This window comes from Vasconcelosia minhoensis LEGE 07310 (assembly GCF_015207255.1).
GTDB lineage: Bacteria > Cyanobacteriota > Cyanobacteriia > Phormidesmidales > Phormidesmidaceae > Vasconcelosia > Vasconcelosia minhoensis.
Map to the genome: position 1 here is coordinate 14,669 of NZ_JADEXG010000014.1, position 16,033 is coordinate 30,701.

The following is a 16,033-nucleotide window of genomic DNA, read 5'->3' on the forward strand; positions in this document are numbered from 1 at the left end:
AATCCTGAGGCCCTTGAGCCTCAGACTAGTTCCGAAAGCGTTTCAAACGCTAGAACTTAGTAGCCACCGCGAGAGAAGTTATTTCTGCCGCCGCCGCCGCGATTTTCACGGGGCTTCGCTTTATTAACTTTCAAATCGCGGCCCATCCATTCAGCACCGTCAAGGGCTTCAATGGCCGCCGCTTCCTCAGCCTCACTATCCATTTCGACAAAACCAAATCCGCGCATGCGGCCTGTTTCACGATCGGTCGGTAGCTGAACTCGCTTGACCGTTCCGTACTCTGCAAAGGCAGTTGACAGATCGGCTTCTGTAACCTCGTAGGAAAGGTTACCCACGTAAATTGACATAAATTTTCTCCAAAATTAAAGGGAAGTCGAGATCGAAGTTTCGGAGAGAAGCCTGTCAATGGGAAAAACGTGATTACCCGTTAGTTCTAGTAACAAATGCTGCAGCCGATATCTATTCTCTAGAGAGCATTGTATCACTTTATCTAAAGGATGGTCGGGTACAGCGAATAGCACCCAGCTAAGCCCAGCTGGCTAGAGCTAGAATCAGTTCTGTCAGGGGACTAGTCGCCTTGCAGGCGAATTTGATTAAGGTTAAGTTTTCTTAACTTTGGCCAGCGTTCGCAGCTGAGAGCTAAGCGATTCGGCTTGGCTGTAGCGCACAGACTGAGCTATTGCTACGGACGTTTCGCGGTATTACGCAGCAGCAGGCTCACCATTGCCCCTGCAGCCAGCGAGTTGAGAAAACCTACCTACTTCAAGGCTTCGGCAAAAACGCAGCGGCCCATGGAAAGGTCAAACAGGTGGAGGCCGTATTTAAGCGAGAGTTCTTCGAATACTTGCAGTCCTCTGACGCTGTTACCGTTAGCATCAATCGGTGGCGAGAACGTCGCTATTCCGGCTTTGCCCGGAACGACGGCGATGATGCCGCCTGACACACCGCTCTTGGCGGGAATGCCGACCCGATAGGCCCATTCACCGGCGCGGTTGTACATGCCGCAGGTGTACATGACGCTAAGAATATCGCGCACATAGTCAGGATTTACCGCCTGCTTTTGGGTGATGGGCTGTATGCCCTGATTGGCCAGTGTTGCCGCCATCATCGCCAGGTCGTGACAGCTGACCATGACCGAACATTGCTGAAAGTACAGATCTAGGGCGACCTCGATGTTCTGGTCGATCATGCCAAAGTTGAGCATTAGGTGGGCCATGGCCCGATTGCGATGCCCGGTAGAGCGCTCCGACATGAAGGTCGGCATGTCAATAAAAACCGGATTGCCCAGGTAGCGCTCAAACATAGCCAGCAGATGGTTGAGCTTATCTGTAGGATGTTTGCCCTTAATCAGGCTGGTAGTTGCGATCGCGCCCGCATTAATCATCGGATTATAGGGCCGCTTGGAATCCTCATCCAGCCGAATCAGTGAATTAAACGGATCTCCGGTCGGCTCTACGCCCACTTTTTCAAACAGCGCTTCCCGGCCATGGTCTTCTAAGGCCAAGCCATAGGCAAACACCTTAGAAATAGACTGGATGGTGAACTGCTGCTGCACGTCTCCCACTTCAAACACCTGGCCGTCGGCCGTGACCACGCAGATGCCAAACCAGCTGGGGTCGGCCTTGGCCAGTTCGGGAATGTAGCTGGCAGGGTTGCCCTGTTCTAGGCTGCGATAGCGACTGTGAAGTTCTTCAAGAAAGGTCTGGAGTAGCGACATGGCAAGCAAAAGACGCTCCTATGCAACAGGGGTTAGGACGCCTTGGCAAAATTTGCCGGGTCCTGGTCGCGGCGGTGGCGGGTGGGCAGAGGTAGACTCTGGCGGTCACCAACCCGAGCGGCTGTTGCTTCTAGGGCTTCCCTCAGACGCTTAGCGGCGTAGATCGACATATCTCGGGGAACGTTAATGCGATCGCGCAGATAGCGTAGGGCTAAATCAGACTCCGCAGGCGGGGTACAGGGCTCTCCAGTGATTAGGTAGGTCAGCGCTGCTCGCAGGGCTTCGTCGATTATCTCGTCATCGGCAGGATTGACTCGAATAATGTTGGCGCGATGCTTAATCACTCGCTGTAGCGCCTCCGCTCGGGAATGTTCCGGCTCTGGGTAGGTGGCGTCGGGCAGGCCCATCCAGGGACCGGTATCGACTCGGGCCTGATTCATTTGCGTCTGAGGATCGCGATTCTCATAGCAGCCGCCCATCTGCGGCGGCAGGTCGTGGGCGTGGGTGTGAAAGTCGCTCTGGGTGCCGCGATAGGTGGGGCGGCTTTCCATCGCGTCAAACCAGCTGGCAAAGCCGGGGTTCTCTTCCCGCAGAGAGTAGCCTTTATAGTAGAACAGGCTGGCGTTCATCCGCTCGACGTAGGGCGTAAAGAGCACGTCGGCAGTACCAAACGTTTCCAAAAAGTAAGGCCCCGGCGTCTGAGCCAGCGCCTCTTCAACCTTCGCTACAACGCTGACAAACTGTTCTCGGCTGCGCTGCTCGGCCCGGTCTGATCGGGCCGGAGAACAGAGCCAGCCGCACCAGGCTCGGAACAGCAGCCGCTCTAGCCGCCTGAGGGGCAGCACGTCAGGATCGGTCATGCCCTGTCCCAGGGGACCAAACTCGCGTTCCAGAGCCAGCAAAATATCATCGCTTTCAGTAATCAGGCGACCGTCTAGCTCCAGCGCTGGCAGCATTCCCGAGGGCACTTTACGCTTGTACCAGCGCTCTTTTTCGCCGTAGCAAAACATCGTTACCTTCTGAATCCGATAGGGAATCTGCTTTTCCTCAAGCCACAGCCAGACCTTCTGGCAGTAGGGACACCAGGCATGGTTGTCGCGGTACAGCGTGATCCGCACATCTGACTCGGGTTGGCTAAACAGCCGCAGCTGAGCCTGAGCGTTGGTCGGCCCGTTGACGGTGTCGATGTGGAAATCGGTTAGGGCTGCTAGCTCTGGCCAGCTTAGGGGAGCAGTCGTCATGGGGGAGGTGTCCTTTCCTTACTGGTTGCGCAGCGCTGATGATGTGTAACCGAATCCTACCGCGCGAAGCACTGATTCGTTTGGGGGTGACTGACTCTGCTGCTTCCAATCGTCAGTCAGCAGGCCCGAGAATCCCCAGTCTTCTTCATTGATCTCTTGAATGACCACATGGATGTGTTCAGGCTTCTTCCCAAGTACACGAACGAGAGAATTCGTCATGTCTTTAACCAGCTCTGCTTTTTGCTCTCTGGTAGCGCCCTTTGTAATCTGAAGATTGACATATGGCATGATCGTTTTAAGCGGCATCTCTAGTAGAATAGCGCCGCGATGGTTTCCTGAGCGATGTAGGAGAGCTAGACAATCTGGAAATAAGCAGTAGAATCACTGGAATAGCTGACCATTCTGGCTGGCGACTGAGACATTCAGTCAGCTGCTGTACGGCTTGTTCAGTGAAAAGGACTTCTTCTGTCATCACTATTAGGGCTGCACCGGTCTGAATGGCGTCGGCAACCGCTTGTACGGTTGGCGCACTGATGCACACTAGCCCCTGCGACTCTAAAACCTGACGCAACACCGTGGCGTTTCGCCCGACGCGAGCAGACAGTACGATATGGCATCGATGCTTTGGCGGGTTGAAAGGACAGTGTCGCTGTGCATTCGCTTCAATCAGGTTCTCGTCTTCACCGACATAGCTCGGTACGCCAGATAAAATGCCGGTAAACTGGCTCAGGGGTGCACCAATTTGAATGCCGCCGGGCTGGAGTCGAACTTCTCGGATGCGCCTTTCGAGAAAACCATAGCGCTTTTTGTAGACATTTAAGGCCTGACGAAGCGCTCCTCCGGCCTCAAAATGCCGCAGTAGGAGTACGGTGTCGGCTTGATAGCTTACATCTACGGGGACAGCGAGAGCGGAGCCGACTATCCCGTGCTGGGCGACGGATAAAAGCGTGAGTACCCCACGGCGACTGAGCATGAGCAGCAGCTGATGCATCTGAGCAACTAACCGCTCTTCGCTTGGCATCGAGTTGAGATAGCCCGTTAGCGTATCGAGCTAGGATAGTCTTACCGGTACCGGGAGCGCCGTTAACAACGTATATTTCTCCCTTTGGCAATCCTCCCCATATTATTTCATCGAGTGCTGAGATCCCAGTAGAGACCCGTGCAGGCTGAGTATTCTGACTTGCCATGTACCTTGCTGGACTACTTTAAAAAATAATACGTTTTGCTAATTCCTAGTTTATCATTCGCCTACGTCCCTCGAGAGAGATTCAGCTTGGGCTTTAGTCGTCCTTGATACAATGGCAGGATGTCGCTCTTGTGTGTCGTCTATGCCCACCCCTAAGCAGCTCGCCCATTCCCTCGCCGCCCTTGCCAGTATGGGGGACGAAGCCAAGCTGGCACAGCTACTGGAGCAGCTCAATCAGCTGCCGGTTGAGACGCAGCAGGCTATCCGCCGGGTGGCGATGACGACGGTGGAGCGAGCCTCGACGGGCAAAGAAGTTATGCAGCGGCAGTTTCAGCAGCATCCGCTGGCTGCTAGGCAAAAGCCTGAGCCTGGAGCTGGCTCAGAATCTTAGGCGGAATCAGCCTATATCTGAAGTGCCTGACCCCAGCTTTGCCACTCCCGGCTTTGTCGGGTTGGGTAGTCTGCCAAAGAAGCCGGTCATCAGCCGCAGGGCGAGCCGCTTCAGCGGGGCGACTAGGTCCAATAGCCAAATGCTCAAGCGGCGAGCTATCACCAGCGGCAGCCACTGGTTGGAAAAAGTCCGGTTCAGCAGGTCCGTCAGCCCTAGCGTCACCCAGTTTTCGGTACGCCGCCAGCGCTCATAGCGTCTGAGGACGGTGAGGCTACCCACGTCTTCGCCCTGCTCTGCGGCGCGCTGTAGGACTTCCGCTAGGGCCGCCGCGTCGCGAATGCCCATATTCAGCCCCTGGCCGCCGACCGGATGGCAGCAGTGGGCCGCATCGCCGATTAGCGCCAGCCGAGGCTGGATATATTGCCGACACTGCATCAGCCGCACTGGGAACAGAAAGGGCTCATGCATTAGGGCAACCTCGCCTAGCGAGTCGCCCAGACGCTGCTGGAGTTCGGCCATGAACTGCGATCGCGGCATCGCCAGCAGCGCTTCTGCTTCCGCATGGGGTGCCGTCCAGACGATCTGGCAGCGGTTTTGGGAGATCGGCAAGATGGCAAAGGGGCCGCTGGGCCAGAATTTTTCGTAGGCGATCGCGGCCTGGGGCAATTTCGGTTGAACCACGGCGGTAATGCAGGACTGCGAATAGGGCCAACCCTGGGTGTGAATACCGGCGGTCTGGCGAATCTGCGACTGCGAACCATCGGCTCCGATCAGTAGCTGAGCCTTGAAGACATAGGGCTGCGTATCTTGCTCCAGCAGCAGCTTCACGTCTTCACCGCTGTCTAGACTAGTGAGGCGAGTCGAGCACCAATAGTCCACCCTGTCTGACTCACTCACGGCTCGCTGTAGCGCCGCCATCAGCACCGAATGCTCTGCCGAATAGTAGACCGCATCGCGGCGGGCGTCTTCAGGCCGAAAGGTAATTACTTTGGGATAGTTTGCGTCTGATAGCTGCACCTGCTGAAAAGGGGTCAGCTGCGGCCCCACCTCAGCCCATAGCCCAAGCCCGCGTAAAATTTCGGCTGACAGCGGTGAAAAGGCGTAGGCCCGCTGTCGCCCGGCGGCCTGCTCTGCCGTCTGCGCTTCGATTACCGCAACGCTCAGGCCCGACTGACGCAGCCCACAGGCCAGGGTGAGGCCAACAATACCGCCGCCCACGATTACCAGATCATAGGTCTGATGCTGGGGCCGGACGCGATCTCGGTCGTCAGCCAGGTCAGGAACTTGGACGATCATAAAGTGCTAAAATTTGTAAACGAGGGTAGACAGAAAGAGCTTTTTATATTATTGCTCATATTGCTTGATTTATCAACGATATTTGTCAATGAATGCCTTTTCTAGCGGCTGGGCCTGACGGGCTGTGCTCCTAGGCATAGGCGACGGCGATGGCAGCCTCGGACAGTTCAAAATTGGCAGTGACCGACTGCACATCGTCCAGATCTTCGAGGGCATCCATCAGCTTGATTAGCGCCTGGGCCTGGTCGCCGTCGGTGACTTCCACCGTGTTGTTGGGAATCCAGCGCACTTCGACCTCCTGCACTGGGTAGTCTTGGGCCTTGAGCAAATTGCTAAGGGCTTCGAGCTGGTGGGGCGGGCAGAAAATCTCAGCGCCGGGCATGTCTTCATCTACCTCGGTGAGCTCATAGGTTTCGGCCCCGCCTGCCAGCGCCACCTCTAGCAGTGCTTCCTCATCCAGATCGCCGGTGACGACGGCAACCCCCTTCTGGTCAAACATCCAGCCGACGCAGCCGGTTTCACCCAGGTTGCCGCCGCGCTTGCTAAAGGCCGAGCGCAGGTCTGCCGCCGTGCGATTGCGGTTGTCGGTCAGCGCTTCGATTAGCACGGCGACGCCGCCGGGGCCATAGCCCTCATAGCGGATTGCCTCCAGGGCGTTATCATCGCCGCCCAGCTGGCCCGAGCCTTTCGCGATCGCGCGGTCAATATTGTCGTTGGGCACGCCTGCCGCCTTGGCCTTGTCAATCGCCGTCCGCAGCTGAAAATTGTCGTCGGGGTCGGCCCCACCCTGCCGCGCTGAGACGATAATTTCCCGCGATAGCTTGGCAAAAACTTTGCCCTTAACCGCATCTACTCGGGCCTTCTGCCGCTTGATGTTGGCCCACTTACTATGACCTGCCATGCCGCTACTGAACTGATAAGACGAGTAACCAGTTTATCGAAATCAGCAGGGGACCTCAATCAGCGAGCAAATTTCCACGCGAGAGTAGGCAAAAGACCGGACTCCCCTAAAGTTGGGACCGCTCCGGCTTAAAGCCGAGTCGCCCTGAGCGCCGCCCCAATCAGGCCGATATGCTGATTCAGCACGACGTGAACCGGCACCTGAGAGAGCAAATGGCTAACCCGGCCCTTGTGGTTAAAGGCGCGAATAAAGCCCCCGGCCTTGATAAGCTCAATATTCTTCGCCGCGACACCCCCGGCGATGTACAGGCCACCCCGAGGCAGCAGCTTCAGCGCCAGGTTGCCCGCCTCCGCGCCGTAGGTTTCGATAAACATCTCCATCGTTCGCTGGCTGAGGCGGTCGGTCTCGGCCAGGGCCGCCTGAGAAATTACCGCCGCCGGGTCAGTCAGCTCTGAGCGCCTGCCCGCCTGCCGTTCCCAGGTCGTTACCACCTCGGCGATGTCCGGCGTTTCGGGAATGAACATGCGATCGCGCAGAAATTGATAGATCGAAATAATCCCCTGCCCAGAAACCACCCGCTCTACCGAAACCCGCGCGATTGAATGCTTATCTAGCAGATATTTCAGCAGCTGAAACTCGAGCTCAGAGCGGGGAGCAAAGTCGGCATGGCCGCCCTCAGAGGGAAAAATATAGTATTTGCCTTCCTGGTGAATCAGAAAGCCCTGCCCTAGACCGGTGCCAGCCCCGATGATGGCAATCGGCGCGGTGTCGGTATATTCGCCCTGCTGGAGGGTGAATATATCGTCGGGCTGTAGCCCCAGCACCCCATAGCCGACCGCTTCAAAGTCATTGATTAGCTGCACCCGGTCGAACTGGAGCTCTTCAGCGAGGCGGTCACCGCTCAGCGACCAGGGCAGGTTGGTCAGCTGCGAGGTGTTATTGACAATGGGACCCGCGATCGCGAAACAGGCTGCCCGAGGTTCCACCGACCTGACCTGCTGGCCTGCCGCTTCTAAAAACTGCTTGACCATCGGCGCTAGTCCTTCAAAAGCGCCGCTGGCGTAGCGATTTTCATAGACGGTTTCGAGCCCCAGGTGGCGCGTGGCTAAATCCTTGATCGCACTGTCTTCGGCCTGCACCAGCCGTAAGATGGTCTTGGTGCCGCCGATATCTCCCGCTAGCAGTTGAGTCATGGTTGGCTATAGGCTGTCAGCTTTACAGTTCTAAGCATACGCAATCCCCCAGCTATCGGGCGTCTACTGTTAGGACGGTTTACATTTTAGAAAAATTAATCCCAAGATGACCGCAGCCCGTATCACAGCCTTGTTTGGCACGATGCTGATCCTCGCTATTGTCCCTGGCCCCAGCGATGTTGCCGTAGTCGCCAGGTCAATAGCCGCTGGGTTCAGACATGCCCTGCTGATGGTGGGCGGCATCCTGCTGGCCGACTTCCTATTCATTTTCCTGGCCATTTACGGCCTAGCTACCGCTGCCGAAAGTATGGGCAGCCTATTTACGATTGTGAAATCCCTCTGCGGAGCCTATCTCATTGGACTGGGAATTGGCTCAATCCGGTCAAGGTCCAAGGCTATGGGCACCTCTAAATTTAAGGGATTCCCTCAGTTTTCCAGCTTTTTGAGCGGTCTGCTGATTACTCTGGGCGATCCCAAAGCAATCCTGTTCTACATGGGTCTGTTCCCAGCTTTTGTAGACCTGGCGAACATATCGACTGCCGAAATCATTACCATCATGCTGATTGCGACAATCACTGTCGGCGGCGTTAAGACCGCCTATGCCTATCTAGCCGAAAGCGCCAAGCTATTTTTTGAGCACCCCCGAGCTCGAAGAACGCTAGACATTGCAGCCGGAGGAGTGCTCATGGGCACGGGCCTATGGCTGCTTTTGAGGAACTAACCTGGCTAGTCGTGCGCACAGGGTAAGCGCAAGAATCAATAAAGACTACCTTATTGAGAAAAATGACTACTCCTATGTCAACAGGGCAAAGCTATTGAGAACGGCAAGTACGAAAAAATGGGGCTTCTAGTCACTTCCGCATCGCCCGAAAGCCAATGCACACTTTGGATACGATTTTCTTGCGCTTACCCTGGTCGTGCGCATAAGCTTTAGATTCACGATCGTATGCCGTCATCGCTTCAGGTATCTTCGTTGTATACGCACTCTGAGCCACGCGCTTATGAAAATACAGATCCAGAAATGGGGGAATTGTTTGGCCGTTCGTATTCCCGAAGCAATCGCCCAAGAAATGGGTATCACTTGCGGTTCAATGGTTGAACTAGCGCTCGAAAGAGGTAAACTCACTATTCGACCAGCGGTAGATTCACCGTTTTCCCTCGATGAACTGCTGTCTGAAATCACAAAGTCAAACATTCATAGCGAAATAGAGACAGGAGCAGCCGAAGGAAATGAGGTCTGGTAGATTCAGGGCCGCTGTAGCCGAATCGTTACGGGCTAATCGATACAGATGAACTAGTTTATCCGAATGGGTCGGCGGGTACTGGTGCATGAATGGTGGAATTTTTGGTTTCGCGATCGCAGAATCACCAACGGCCCCACCCTAGCCGAATTCTGGGGCGCACCGCAGGATCATCAGGAGATTCCCCTACGCATTCTGCGATCGCAGAAGTCCCCAGAGGCTGAGAGCTACGTCTCGAAAACAAATTCGCCTAGATCGATGCTATAGTTCGCCTACCGCACAGTGTTAGCCCTCGCCATTCCGATTTATTTCGCGCTCAATAATATCTTTAACAAACTCTGGTAGTTCCTTTTCTAAACTTGTAGATTTTTGCTTTAGCCTTTCGTGAATTTCAATATCGTCGCCTTCCCAAAGAAGGTCTATTCTTCTAACCTGCCGCATTGCAATATGTTCATAATTTTCTGGGTATGCCCAGTAGCAAGTTAAGCAAATTGACTTATCTTTGATATTGTTCCAGTTTTCACAATGTTCACATGACCAGGATTTAGCACGATTCGCGGAACCACAAAGCAGCATAAAATTTTCTGGATCTAAATCTGGCTCACCGGCTACTTCAAAAGGAACACGATGATCAATTTGCAATTCACGCTCATCTACTTCTTCAAGATAGATAAAACATCTGCATCCATATTTACTGATTAGTGCCTCCCTAATCTGTTTAGATAATCCCGTTCTTCCAGAAAGGCGAGTAAATCTTGCCTTTCTGACATCTCCGAACCTATATGCAGCTATTTTTCTGCCATCGCTTCCAGTGACTCGAAAAGTTTCCAGCGGAATACCATTTTCTCTAACGTCTCTAGCCGCCCTTGGAGGATAACTATAGCCGTAGGTTTCCTTTAGCTCCTCAGTTGTAATAAATCCGTGTTTCAAAATATGATCAATAACTACTTTCGGCCTCTTTGCTGTTATTGAACGGCAGAGTTCTAAAAAGCTATCTGGCAGCTGCTGCAAATTCTCCATGCTTTTCTAAGAGAGTTAACTGCTCGGATTTATTGCTAATATAGTTGAAATCCTTGATTCGAATGCTTGTTGAGTTTCCGGATAAACCCGATGACAAATACAGCGATTCAGTTGTAATTTCTTCCTTGCCGAGCAGAGTTGACTGTGATGATCTTCCAGTTTCGATTTCAATTCTTTTTAGATTTAAGTCTGAAGGAAGAACCTTTCCGAAAGCTTTATCACCCAATCTGCCATCATAACTGATAGCAAATGCGGCCCCTTTTTGATTTAGCCGCTCAAGTTCTAATACAAAATCGTCAAAATTTATTCCAGACAAATATCTTGAATCTCTATTCCCGCATACCCCCTGATATGGAGGATCCATATAGATAAAGTCACCGTCCTGAATTTGGGATAAGACTTCTCGGTAATCCAAACTTGTAAACTTACACTTACTCTTGAGCAGGCTAGATACACCTAATATGTTCTTCTTCATTCTTTCAGGTCGCGTTCCTTTGCGTCTTTTGTCAGGGCTTTGGTTGAACAGACCTTCGGAATTGTAACGTACCGAACCTTTAACACATCTTGTTAGCAAATAGAGAAACGTTTTTGGATTGTTAGTTTTATTGAATTTTGATCTAACTTCGAAGTAATGAGCTATAGAATCGTCATGTTGCTCGTTCCACAACTTCAGGTAAAAATCTGCTATATCATCTGGGCTTTCTATCGCCAATTCCAACAATTCAATCAGAGGCTTGTTTAGGTCATTCAGCCAGAAATCTTGGGCAATCTGATGTGCTGCAGCGGCAACACTAATCGCAGCGGTTCCAGCAAAAGGTTCTACTAACCTATTTATTCTTTGTGGCAAAAACTGAAGAATGTAGTTCGCTAAATTCCTCTTGCTGCCTTGATATTGAATGAAATGAGGAAGGTTGGACATCACGACACAAGAACAAATGATCTTGTAGAAGTCTATCACATACGCAGGGCCTGTGGCTCAAATCAAGTTTATGTCACGAATAAGGATTGGTCATGAGATAGCTAACAAAGTTTTGTAGAATTTGTCAATGAGTTTGATCGATCTGACAATCCCGTTCAGTTAAATAGTTGGCCATGAAATTTAAGGTGAAAGCGCCTGGCTTTGAGCAGACCTATGAGCGCTGGACGGATGCGCTAGCAGCTGCGAATGGGCTCAAGCCGGAGCTGAAAAGCTGGTTTAAGGACATTCGGATTTTTGCGGGGGAAGACCTGATCTGGGTGTATAGCAAGCTGCGATCGCACCCCGAATACATCGGCCCTGGCACCTACAATCGGCTGGCCCGGCTGTTTATTGCTGAAGCCCAAGATGAGGCCGTGCAGTCGGCTCAGGCGGCGGCAAGCTGGCAGATTCGGCAGCATCGCCTGGCCTGGGGAGAGCGCACCTATCTGATGGGCGTACTTAACGTGACGCCGGACAGCTTCAGCGACGGCGGCCAGTTCAACGTCCCGGATGCGGCGCTGCAGCAGGCGCGGACGTTGGCCCAGTCGGTGGATATTCTAGACATTGGCGGCCAGTCCACCCGCCCGGGAGCTGAGCAAATTAGCCCAGAAGCCGAGCTGGAGCGGGTGCTGCCGGTGATTCAGGCAATTCGGGCAGAGGCGGATGAACCGCTGCGTTCCGTGCCGATTTCGGTCGATACAACGCGGGCCGCCGTGGCCCGGGCCGCGATCGCAGCCGGGGCCGACATCATCAACGACATTTCTGGCGGCACCTATGAGCCCGAGATCCTCAAGGTGGCGGCGGAGTGCGACTGCCCGATTATCCTCATGCACATTCGCGGCACCCCCGAGACGATGCAGCAGCTGACCGACTACAGCGACCTGATGGACGAGATCGCTGAGTTTTTTGTCACCCAGACTGAGAGAGCCCAGGCGGCGGGGATTCCCCGGCATCAGATTGCCCTCGACCCGGGCATCGGCTTTGCCAAGACGGCAGAGCAAAATCTAGTCATTCTGCGATCGCTCTCCCAGCTCCGGCCTCTGGGCTGCCCGCTGCTGGTTGGCCCGTCGCGCAAGCGCTTCATCGGCAAAATTCTTGATCAGCCCGACCCGCAGCAGCGCGGCTGGGGAACGGCGGCGGCCTGCTGTGCCGCGATCGCTCAAGGAGCCGATATTCTCCGCATTCATGACGGGGCTGAAATTCGCGATGTGGCCCTAGTGGCAGATGCGGTGTGGCGGGGCATCTGATTTAATATCACTTGCACGAACGAAAAACAGGAGGAATCCTCACCCATGAGACGATACCGGTCGGTAGTGGCGCTGATTTTAGCCGCGATCGCAACTTTCATCGTAAGCTGCGGTCCCAATACCGCAGCAGAGCCCCCGACTTATACCCCCGAGAAGGTTACTCAGCTGCGCAACTACACCCGCCGCCTGCTGACGGCTCAAGACCGGCTGCCAGAGCTAGCGGGCTATATCAATAAAGAAGACTGGGTCAACGTCAATAACTTTACCCACGGGCCGCTGGGCGATCTGCGCGAGCAGATGGCTCGCCTGACTAACCAGCTCCTACCCCAAGATCAGGATAAGGCCAAGGTCTTGAGCAAAGAAGTTTTGGGACATCTGCAAAAGATTGACGATGCTTCTGATGCTCGCAGCTATGAGCGGGCCGCTGAGCAATACAGTGAATTCCGGTCTGACCTGCAGGTACTGCTCGACCTGCTGCCGGTGGGCGCAGTTCCCCAGATCTCTGAGCCTGAGGCCAGCGTCTATGAGATGAGTACTCCGGTAATCGAGCCAAACAATCCCCGGCCTGAAGCGGAGGATATGGTGACAACGCCCATCCTGCTAGACGATGGCCCTAAGAACAAGGCTTCCCAGCCGGTGAAGCTGCCGTCTGATGCCGATTAGTAGGCTCGGCAAGCATGACTGAACGTCAGCGTCGAGTGGTGGTGATTGGCTGCGGGATTGTTGGGGCAATGATCGCCTACGAACTTAGCCAGGATGCCACCCTCGACGTTTTGGTTTTAGACCGACAGCCGCCCGCTCAGGGCGCAACCGGAGCGGCACTGGGCGTGCTGATGGGAATTATCAACCACAAGGTCAAAGGCCGCAGCTGGCGACTGCGGCAAGCCAGCATAGAACGCTATCCCAGCCTCATTGCCGAACTCGAAACCCAGCTCCAGCGCTCCGTTCCATTCAATCGCCAGGGCATTGTTAGCCTTTGCTTTTCCGCCGAAAAGCTGACCCGCTGGCAGTCGCTCCAGGCCATCCGCGCAGAGCAGGGCTGGCCGCTGGAAATCTGGTCGCCCGCACAGCTGAAGGAACGCTGCCCGCAGATTGAGACGGCGGGCCTGGCCGCGGCAATTTATTCCCCCCAGGATGGACAGGTACATCCGGCGCAGCTGACCCAGGCGCTGGTGACGGCGGCTCAGCAGCGGGGCGTTCGATTTAACTGGCGGGCTGAGGTGACTGAGCTGATGGCTGAGAGTTCGCACTGCCAGCGGGTCTGTACGACTCAGGCCGAACATGACGCAGATTGGGTGGTGGTTTCTGCGGGACTAGGAGCGGTTGGGCTGAGCCAGGTCGCCCAAACTTCCCTACGGATGATTCCAGTTCTGGGACAGGCGATGGCGATCCGGTTGGCGGCGACGCTGGGCGATCGCGATTTCCAACCCGTGATTAACGGCAATGACATTCATCTGGTGCCCAACGGCGACGGCCATTACTGGCTCGGTGCGACGGTGGAGTTTCCCCCCGATGGTGCCAATTCGCTCGCAGCTGTGCCGCAGGCCGAACTGCTAGAGGAAGTTCGTCAGGGCGCGATCGCCTATTGCCCCACGATCGCTCAGGCCCAAATTACCAAAACCTGGACAGGTTTCCGTCCCCGCCCCAAAGACCAGGCCGCTCCCGTCATCGCTCCGCTCAGCGGCTACGACAATGTCATCCTCGCCACCGGTCACTACCGCAACGGCGTTCTGCTCGCCCCCGCCACGGCTAAGCGGGTGAAAGAAATGATTTTGAATGCGTGAGTTTAATTTTAAGTTCAAGCCTATAGCTGCGGATCCCCAATCGGTGGATGCCAACCCCCGCGAATCCAAAGGCGACGAGCACGCCGAATGGAGCCTTCATCATGGCTTTCATCGTTCATGTCTAACCGTTGAACCGTAGCACGCCCAATGGGAGTGATGCCTACAATTCTTTGCCCATTAGTGGACCAGGTAAAATGGTCTGACCACTGATTTTGTCTAGGATTAAAAAGTGCAACAATCGTTTGAGTTTCAGGATCAATGCCCTCTGTAAAGTTATAGCGGCGACCATTGCAACGGTGGCAGGCAAGGGCAAGGTTTTCCTCTGTGTCGAGCCCGCCCAAGGATTGGGGAATAAGATGGTCAAATGTGAAGAGAGAAGCACTAGCTTCTTCAGAAGAATGGCAATATTCGCACAAAGAGTTAGCCCGCTGGCGAATACGCTGACGTCTGGCAATGCTGATGGTCACGAATCAGCGATGACGCGGGCGTTGATGAGAGTGAAGATACGGTCGAGTTCCATCATGCCTGCCAATTCGGCGGCTTCGTCTGAGGTGAGGATATCAGCTTTTTGGCGGTCAATGAGCGCTTCAAACCGGGCTTGAAGGCCATCGGTAAACTTGAAAAGGCTAAGTCCCCGCACTTTCTGTATCTGAATATCACCTTCAACCCAAGAGGAGGGCTGTACCATCGTCTGAGTGATCATGGCTAGCGATCCTGCTGCATACATTCCCCCCATTTTACTTGAAGGAACTCACCTATTTTGCATAAGCTCACGCATGGACTCAGGTGAGATCGCGGCTTCGAGTTGCGGGGCCATAGTACCCCTTCTCGGTCCGTATGAAGCGTGATAGGCGCGATCGCAATATCACAATGCGGTCTAGCTACTGCTCCATGATCGGGTTAAGCCCATCATCGGCTGAATCAGGTCGCTTCAGCAATCGACATTTCGACAATGATATTGTTAGTACAGTTCTTCAGTACAGCAAGAGAACAAAAATAACTTGGCTGGTCAGTATATTTGACAAACTTTGTGCGCGCTGACGGGCTGGGCTGCTGATTTGGGAAAGTTAGGGCAGAGTCAGCGTAGAAGTGTCCTATCAAGTAGTCAGAGTGATTAAGTTGAGTTAAACGCAGTGAACTTTATCTTAGGAAAAAGGGTCTCATGATGTCTTCTGTTCTTTTTCTATTGCTCTTTTTGGCCAGCTTAGGATTGATATTGGTGGGCGGCATCATCAGCCTGATTATGCCTTTCCAAGAGAGTGTCGTTTGGGGGCTGCTTTATCTGTTCGTTCCTTTCGCGTCGCTGGTCTTCTTAGTCAAGTTCTGGCATCGTAAGTGGGTTCGGAAATCTTTCTTTATGGTTCTCTTAGGCTCCTTTCTGATGGGCTTCCTATCTGCGTTAGCGCCGAGCTTTACCCCGCAGGATGAATTTGCCACATCAGAGCCTTACTCTTCTGAATATGCTACGGCGGAAAGCACTGACAGTTTGCCTCAAGCAGCGGTGTCGCCAGCTGCGGCTGCTCCAGTTGATCAATCGACGGCGTTCGCGATGCGATCAACGCTGCTACTGAGGCCTCACAGCGGACTCAGACAGCTACTTCTAAAGAAGACTGGGCTGTAGTAGTAGGCGTTTGGCAGAAGTCAATCGATCTGCTGGCTGCGGTTCCACCGGAAGACCCCAACTATGCGACCGCTCAGACAAAGATTGGCGAATATAAAAACAACCTTGCCTACGCCCAAAATGATGCGCAGTAACAGCGCGCTTTGCTGAAAGAGCTGGCCCTTTCCCAGAACGGTGCCAGAATATGGTCTCAAGCTTCAGGGCTAAGTACCTGAGCATTAAAATTTACATAGAAGG

Annotated in this window: 19 protein-coding genes and 2 pseudogenes; 8 read left to right on the plus strand and 13 right to left on the minus strand. The window is 54.0% G+C overall.

Going from position 1 to position 16,033, the window contains the following annotated elements; translation table 11 throughout:
- Window positions 1-56: 56 nt before the first annotated feature.
- The 6 genes and pseudogenes from IQ241_RS07875 to IQ241_RS26440 all read right to left on the minus strand — a co-directional run.
- Window positions 57-347 carry an RNA recognition motif domain-containing protein gene (locus IQ241_RS07875; protein ID WP_193905875.1) on the minus strand — a complete coding sequence of 97 codons (291 nt, stop codon included), beginning with the start codon at window positions 345-347 and terminating at the stop codon, window positions 57-59.
- 410 nt (window positions 348-757) lie between these two features.
- The gene (glsA, locus tag IQ241_RS07880) at window positions 758-1,717 is read right to left on the minus strand and encodes a glutaminase A (RefSeq protein WP_193905876.1); all 960 of its coding nucleotides are present in this window, start codon (window positions 1,715-1,717) and stop codon (window positions 758-760) included.
- A 32-nt stretch (window positions 1,718-1,749) separates the two neighbouring features.
- Window positions 1,750-2,958, minus strand: coding sequence for a glutathione S-transferase family protein (locus tag IQ241_RS07885; protein WP_193905877.1), 1,209 nt, complete (start codon window positions 2,956-2,958; stop codon window positions 1,750-1,752).
- Window positions 2,959-2,976: 18 nt separating this feature from the next.
- Window positions 2,977-3,246 carry a tautomerase family protein gene (locus tag IQ241_RS07890; RefSeq protein WP_193905944.1) on the minus strand — a complete coding sequence of 90 codons (270 nt, stop codon included), beginning with the start codon at window positions 3,244-3,246 and terminating at the stop codon, window positions 2,977-2,979.
- A 7-nt stretch (window positions 3,247-3,253) separates the two neighbouring features.
- Window positions 3,254-3,979, minus strand: a complete 726-nt coding sequence (locus IQ241_RS25440; RefSeq protein ID WP_228021498.1) for a hypothetical protein — start codon at window positions 3,977-3,979, stop codon at window positions 3,254-3,256.
- A gap of 40 nt (window positions 3,980-4,019) precedes the next feature.
- Window positions 4,020-4,145: pseudogene (locus tag IQ241_RS26440) on the minus strand (ATPase domain-containing protein); the annotation flags it as partial.
- A gap of 141 nt (window positions 4,146-4,286) precedes the next feature.
- Between IQ241_RS26440 and IQ241_RS07900 the strand changes: the two are divergent.
- On the plus strand, window positions 4,287-4,535 hold the full coding sequence (locus tag IQ241_RS07900) for a hypothetical protein (RefSeq protein WP_193905879.1): 249 nt from the start codon (window positions 4,287-4,289) through the stop codon (window positions 4,533-4,535).
- A gap of 6 nt (window positions 4,536-4,541) precedes the next feature.
- Here the strand turns inward: IQ241_RS07900 and IQ241_RS07905 are convergent, their stop codons facing one another.
- The 3 genes from IQ241_RS07905 to IQ241_RS07915 all read right to left on the minus strand — a co-directional run bounded on the left by IQ241_RS07905 (window position 4,542) and on the right by IQ241_RS07915 (window position 7,925).
- Window positions 4,542-5,831: an FAD-dependent hydroxylase gene (locus IQ241_RS07905; protein WP_193905880.1), complete on the minus strand. Its 1,290-nt coding sequence runs from the start codon at window positions 5,829-5,831 to the stop codon at window positions 4,542-4,544.
- Between the two features lie 130 nt (window positions 5,832-5,961).
- Window positions 5,962-6,732, minus strand: a complete 771-nt coding sequence (locus tag IQ241_RS07910; RefSeq protein WP_193905881.1) for a YebC/PmpR family DNA-binding transcriptional regulator — start codon at window positions 6,730-6,732, stop codon at window positions 5,962-5,964.
- A gap of 128 nt (window positions 6,733-6,860) precedes the next feature.
- The gene (locus tag IQ241_RS07915; protein ID WP_193905882.1) at window positions 6,861-7,925 is read right to left on the minus strand and encodes a glucokinase; all 1,065 of its coding nucleotides are present in this window, start codon (window positions 7,923-7,925) and stop codon (window positions 6,861-6,863) included.
- Window positions 7,926-8,067: 142 nt separating this feature from the next.
- On the opposite strand from IQ241_RS07915, the gene IQ241_RS07920 reads away from it, so the two are divergent.
- From IQ241_RS07920 to IQ241_RS07930, 3 genes and pseudogenes are all read left to right on the plus strand, one after another.
- Window positions 8,068-8,646: a LysE family translocator gene (locus IQ241_RS07920; protein WP_228021489.1), complete on the plus strand. Its 579-nt coding sequence runs from the start codon at window positions 8,068-8,070 to the stop codon at window positions 8,644-8,646.
- 280 nt (window positions 8,647-8,926) lie between these two features.
- Complete coding sequence (locus IQ241_RS07925) at window positions 8,927-9,169, plus strand: AbrB/MazE/SpoVT family DNA-binding domain-containing protein (RefSeq protein ID WP_193905884.1); 243 nt, start codon at window positions 8,927-8,929, stop codon at window positions 9,167-9,169.
- Window positions 9,170-9,223: 54 nt separating this feature from the next.
- A pseudogene (locus tag IQ241_RS07930) lies at window positions 9,224-9,433 on the plus strand (magnesium-protoporphyrin IX monomethyl ester cyclase); the annotation flags it as partial.
- 18 nt (window positions 9,434-9,451) lie between these two features.
- Here IQ241_RS07930 and IQ241_RS07935 read toward each other — a convergent pair.
- A complete protein-coding gene (locus tag IQ241_RS07935; RefSeq protein WP_193905885.1) occupies window positions 9,452-10,186 on the minus strand; it encodes an HNH endonuclease in 735 nt (244 codons plus the stop codon).
- A complete protein-coding gene (locus IQ241_RS07940) occupies window positions 10,158-11,105 on the minus strand; it encodes a Dam family site-specific DNA-(adenine-N6)-methyltransferase (RefSeq protein ID WP_193905886.1) in 948 nt (315 codons plus the stop codon). The genes IQ241_RS07935 and IQ241_RS07940 overlap by 29 nt, the downstream gene beginning before the upstream one ends.
- A 173-nt stretch (window positions 11,106-11,278) precedes the next feature.
- Here IQ241_RS07940 and folP point away from each other — a divergent pair, with 173 nt between their 5' ends.
- From folP to IQ241_RS07955, 3 genes are read left to right on the plus strand one after another with little or no spacing between them, the layout of a single operon-like run.
- Complete coding sequence (gene folP, locus IQ241_RS07945; RefSeq protein ID WP_193905887.1) at window positions 11,279-12,391, plus strand: dihydropteroate synthase; 1,113 nt, start codon at window positions 11,279-11,281, stop codon at window positions 12,389-12,391.
- 45 nt (window positions 12,392-12,436) lie between these two features.
- Complete coding sequence (gene psbQ, locus IQ241_RS07950) at window positions 12,437-13,054, plus strand: photosystem II protein PsbQ (protein ID WP_193905888.1); 618 nt, start codon at window positions 12,437-12,439, stop codon at window positions 13,052-13,054.
- Window positions 13,055-13,068: 14 nt separating this feature from the next.
- Window positions 13,069-14,175 carry an NAD(P)/FAD-dependent oxidoreductase gene (locus IQ241_RS07955; protein ID WP_193905889.1) on the plus strand — a complete coding sequence of 369 codons (1,107 nt, stop codon included), beginning with the start codon at window positions 13,069-13,071 and terminating at the stop codon, window positions 14,173-14,175.
- 20 nt (window positions 14,176-14,195) lie between these two features.
- On the opposite strand, the gene IQ241_RS07960 is transcribed toward IQ241_RS07955, so the two are convergent.
- Both IQ241_RS07960 and IQ241_RS07965 read right to left on the minus strand, forming a co-directional pair.
- Window positions 14,196-14,642 carry an HNH endonuclease gene (locus tag IQ241_RS07960; protein WP_193905890.1) on the minus strand — a complete coding sequence of 149 codons (447 nt, stop codon included), beginning with the start codon at window positions 14,640-14,642 and terminating at the stop codon, window positions 14,196-14,198.
- The gene (locus IQ241_RS07965) at window positions 14,639-14,878 is read right to left on the minus strand and encodes a hypothetical protein (protein ID WP_193905891.1); all 240 of its coding nucleotides are present in this window, start codon (window positions 14,876-14,878) and stop codon (window positions 14,639-14,641) included. Before IQ241_RS07965 ends, IQ241_RS07960 begins: the two co-directional genes overlap by 4 nt.
- A gap of 459 nt (window positions 14,879-15,337) precedes the next feature.
- On the opposite strand from IQ241_RS07965, the gene IQ241_RS07970 reads away from it, so the two are divergent.
- Complete coding sequence (locus IQ241_RS07970; RefSeq protein ID WP_193905892.1) at window positions 15,338-15,796, plus strand: hypothetical protein; 459 nt, start codon at window positions 15,338-15,340, stop codon at window positions 15,794-15,796.
- The last annotated feature ends 237 nt before the right edge of the window (window positions 15,797-16,033 follow it).

Coding starts and splice junctions, on each gene's coding strand:
- IQ241_RS07875 (WP_193905875.1), bottom strand. CDS start 347: ATGTCAATTTACGTGGGTAACCTTTCCTACGAGGTTACAGAAGCCGAT.
- glsA (WP_193905876.1), bottom strand. CDS start 1,717: ATGTCGCTACTCCAGACCTTTCTTGAAGAACTTCACAGTCGCTATCGC.
- IQ241_RS07885 (WP_193905877.1), bottom strand. CDS start 2,958: ATGACGACTGCTCCCCTAAGCTGGCCAGAGCTAGCAGCCCTAACCGAT.
- IQ241_RS07890 (WP_193905944.1), bottom strand. CDS start 3,246: ATGCCATATGTCAATCTTCAGATTACAAAGGGCGCTACCAGAGAGCAA.
- IQ241_RS25440 (WP_228021498.1), bottom strand. CDS start 3,979: ATGCCAAGCGAAGAGCGGTTAGTTGCTCAGATGCATCAGCTGCTGCTC.
- IQ241_RS07900 (WP_193905879.1), top strand. CDS start 4,287: ATGCCCACCCCTAAGCAGCTCGCCCATTCCCTCGCCGCCCTTGCCAGT.
- IQ241_RS07905 (WP_193905880.1), bottom strand. CDS start 5,831: ATGATCGTCCAAGTTCCTGACCTGGCTGACGACCGAGATCGCGTCCGG.
- IQ241_RS07910 (WP_193905881.1), bottom strand. CDS start 6,732: ATGGCAGGTCATAGTAAGTGGGCCAACATCAAGCGGCAGAAGGCCCGA.
- IQ241_RS07915 (WP_193905882.1), bottom strand. CDS start 7,925: ATGACTCAACTGCTAGCGGGAGATATCGGCGGCACCAAGACCATCTTA.
- IQ241_RS07920 (WP_228021489.1), top strand. CDS start 8,068: ATGCTGATCCTCGCTATTGTCCCTGGCCCCAGCGATGTTGCCGTAGTC.
- IQ241_RS07925 (WP_193905884.1), top strand. CDS start 8,927: ATGAAAATACAGATCCAGAAATGGGGGAATTGTTTGGCCGTTCGTATT.
- IQ241_RS07935 (WP_193905885.1), bottom strand. CDS start 10,186: ATGGAGAATTTGCAGCAGCTGCCAGATAGCTTTTTAGAACTCTGCCGT.
- IQ241_RS07940 (WP_193905886.1), bottom strand. CDS start 11,105: ATGTCCAACCTTCCTCATTTCATTCAATATCAAGGCAGCAAGAGGAAT.
- folP (WP_193905887.1), top strand. CDS start 11,279: ATGAAATTTAAGGTGAAAGCGCCTGGCTTTGAGCAGACCTATGAGCGC.
- psbQ (WP_193905888.1), top strand. CDS start 12,437: ATGAGACGATACCGGTCGGTAGTGGCGCTGATTTTAGCCGCGATCGCA.
- IQ241_RS07955 (WP_193905889.1), top strand. CDS start 13,069: ATGACTGAACGTCAGCGTCGAGTGGTGGTGATTGGCTGCGGGATTGTT.
- IQ241_RS07965 (WP_193905891.1), bottom strand. CDS start 14,878: ATGATCACTCAGACGATGGTACAGCCCTCCTCTTGGGTTGAAGGTGAT.
- IQ241_RS07970 (WP_193905892.1), top strand. CDS start 15,338: ATGATGTCTTCTGTTCTTTTTCTATTGCTCTTTTTGGCCAGCTTAGGA.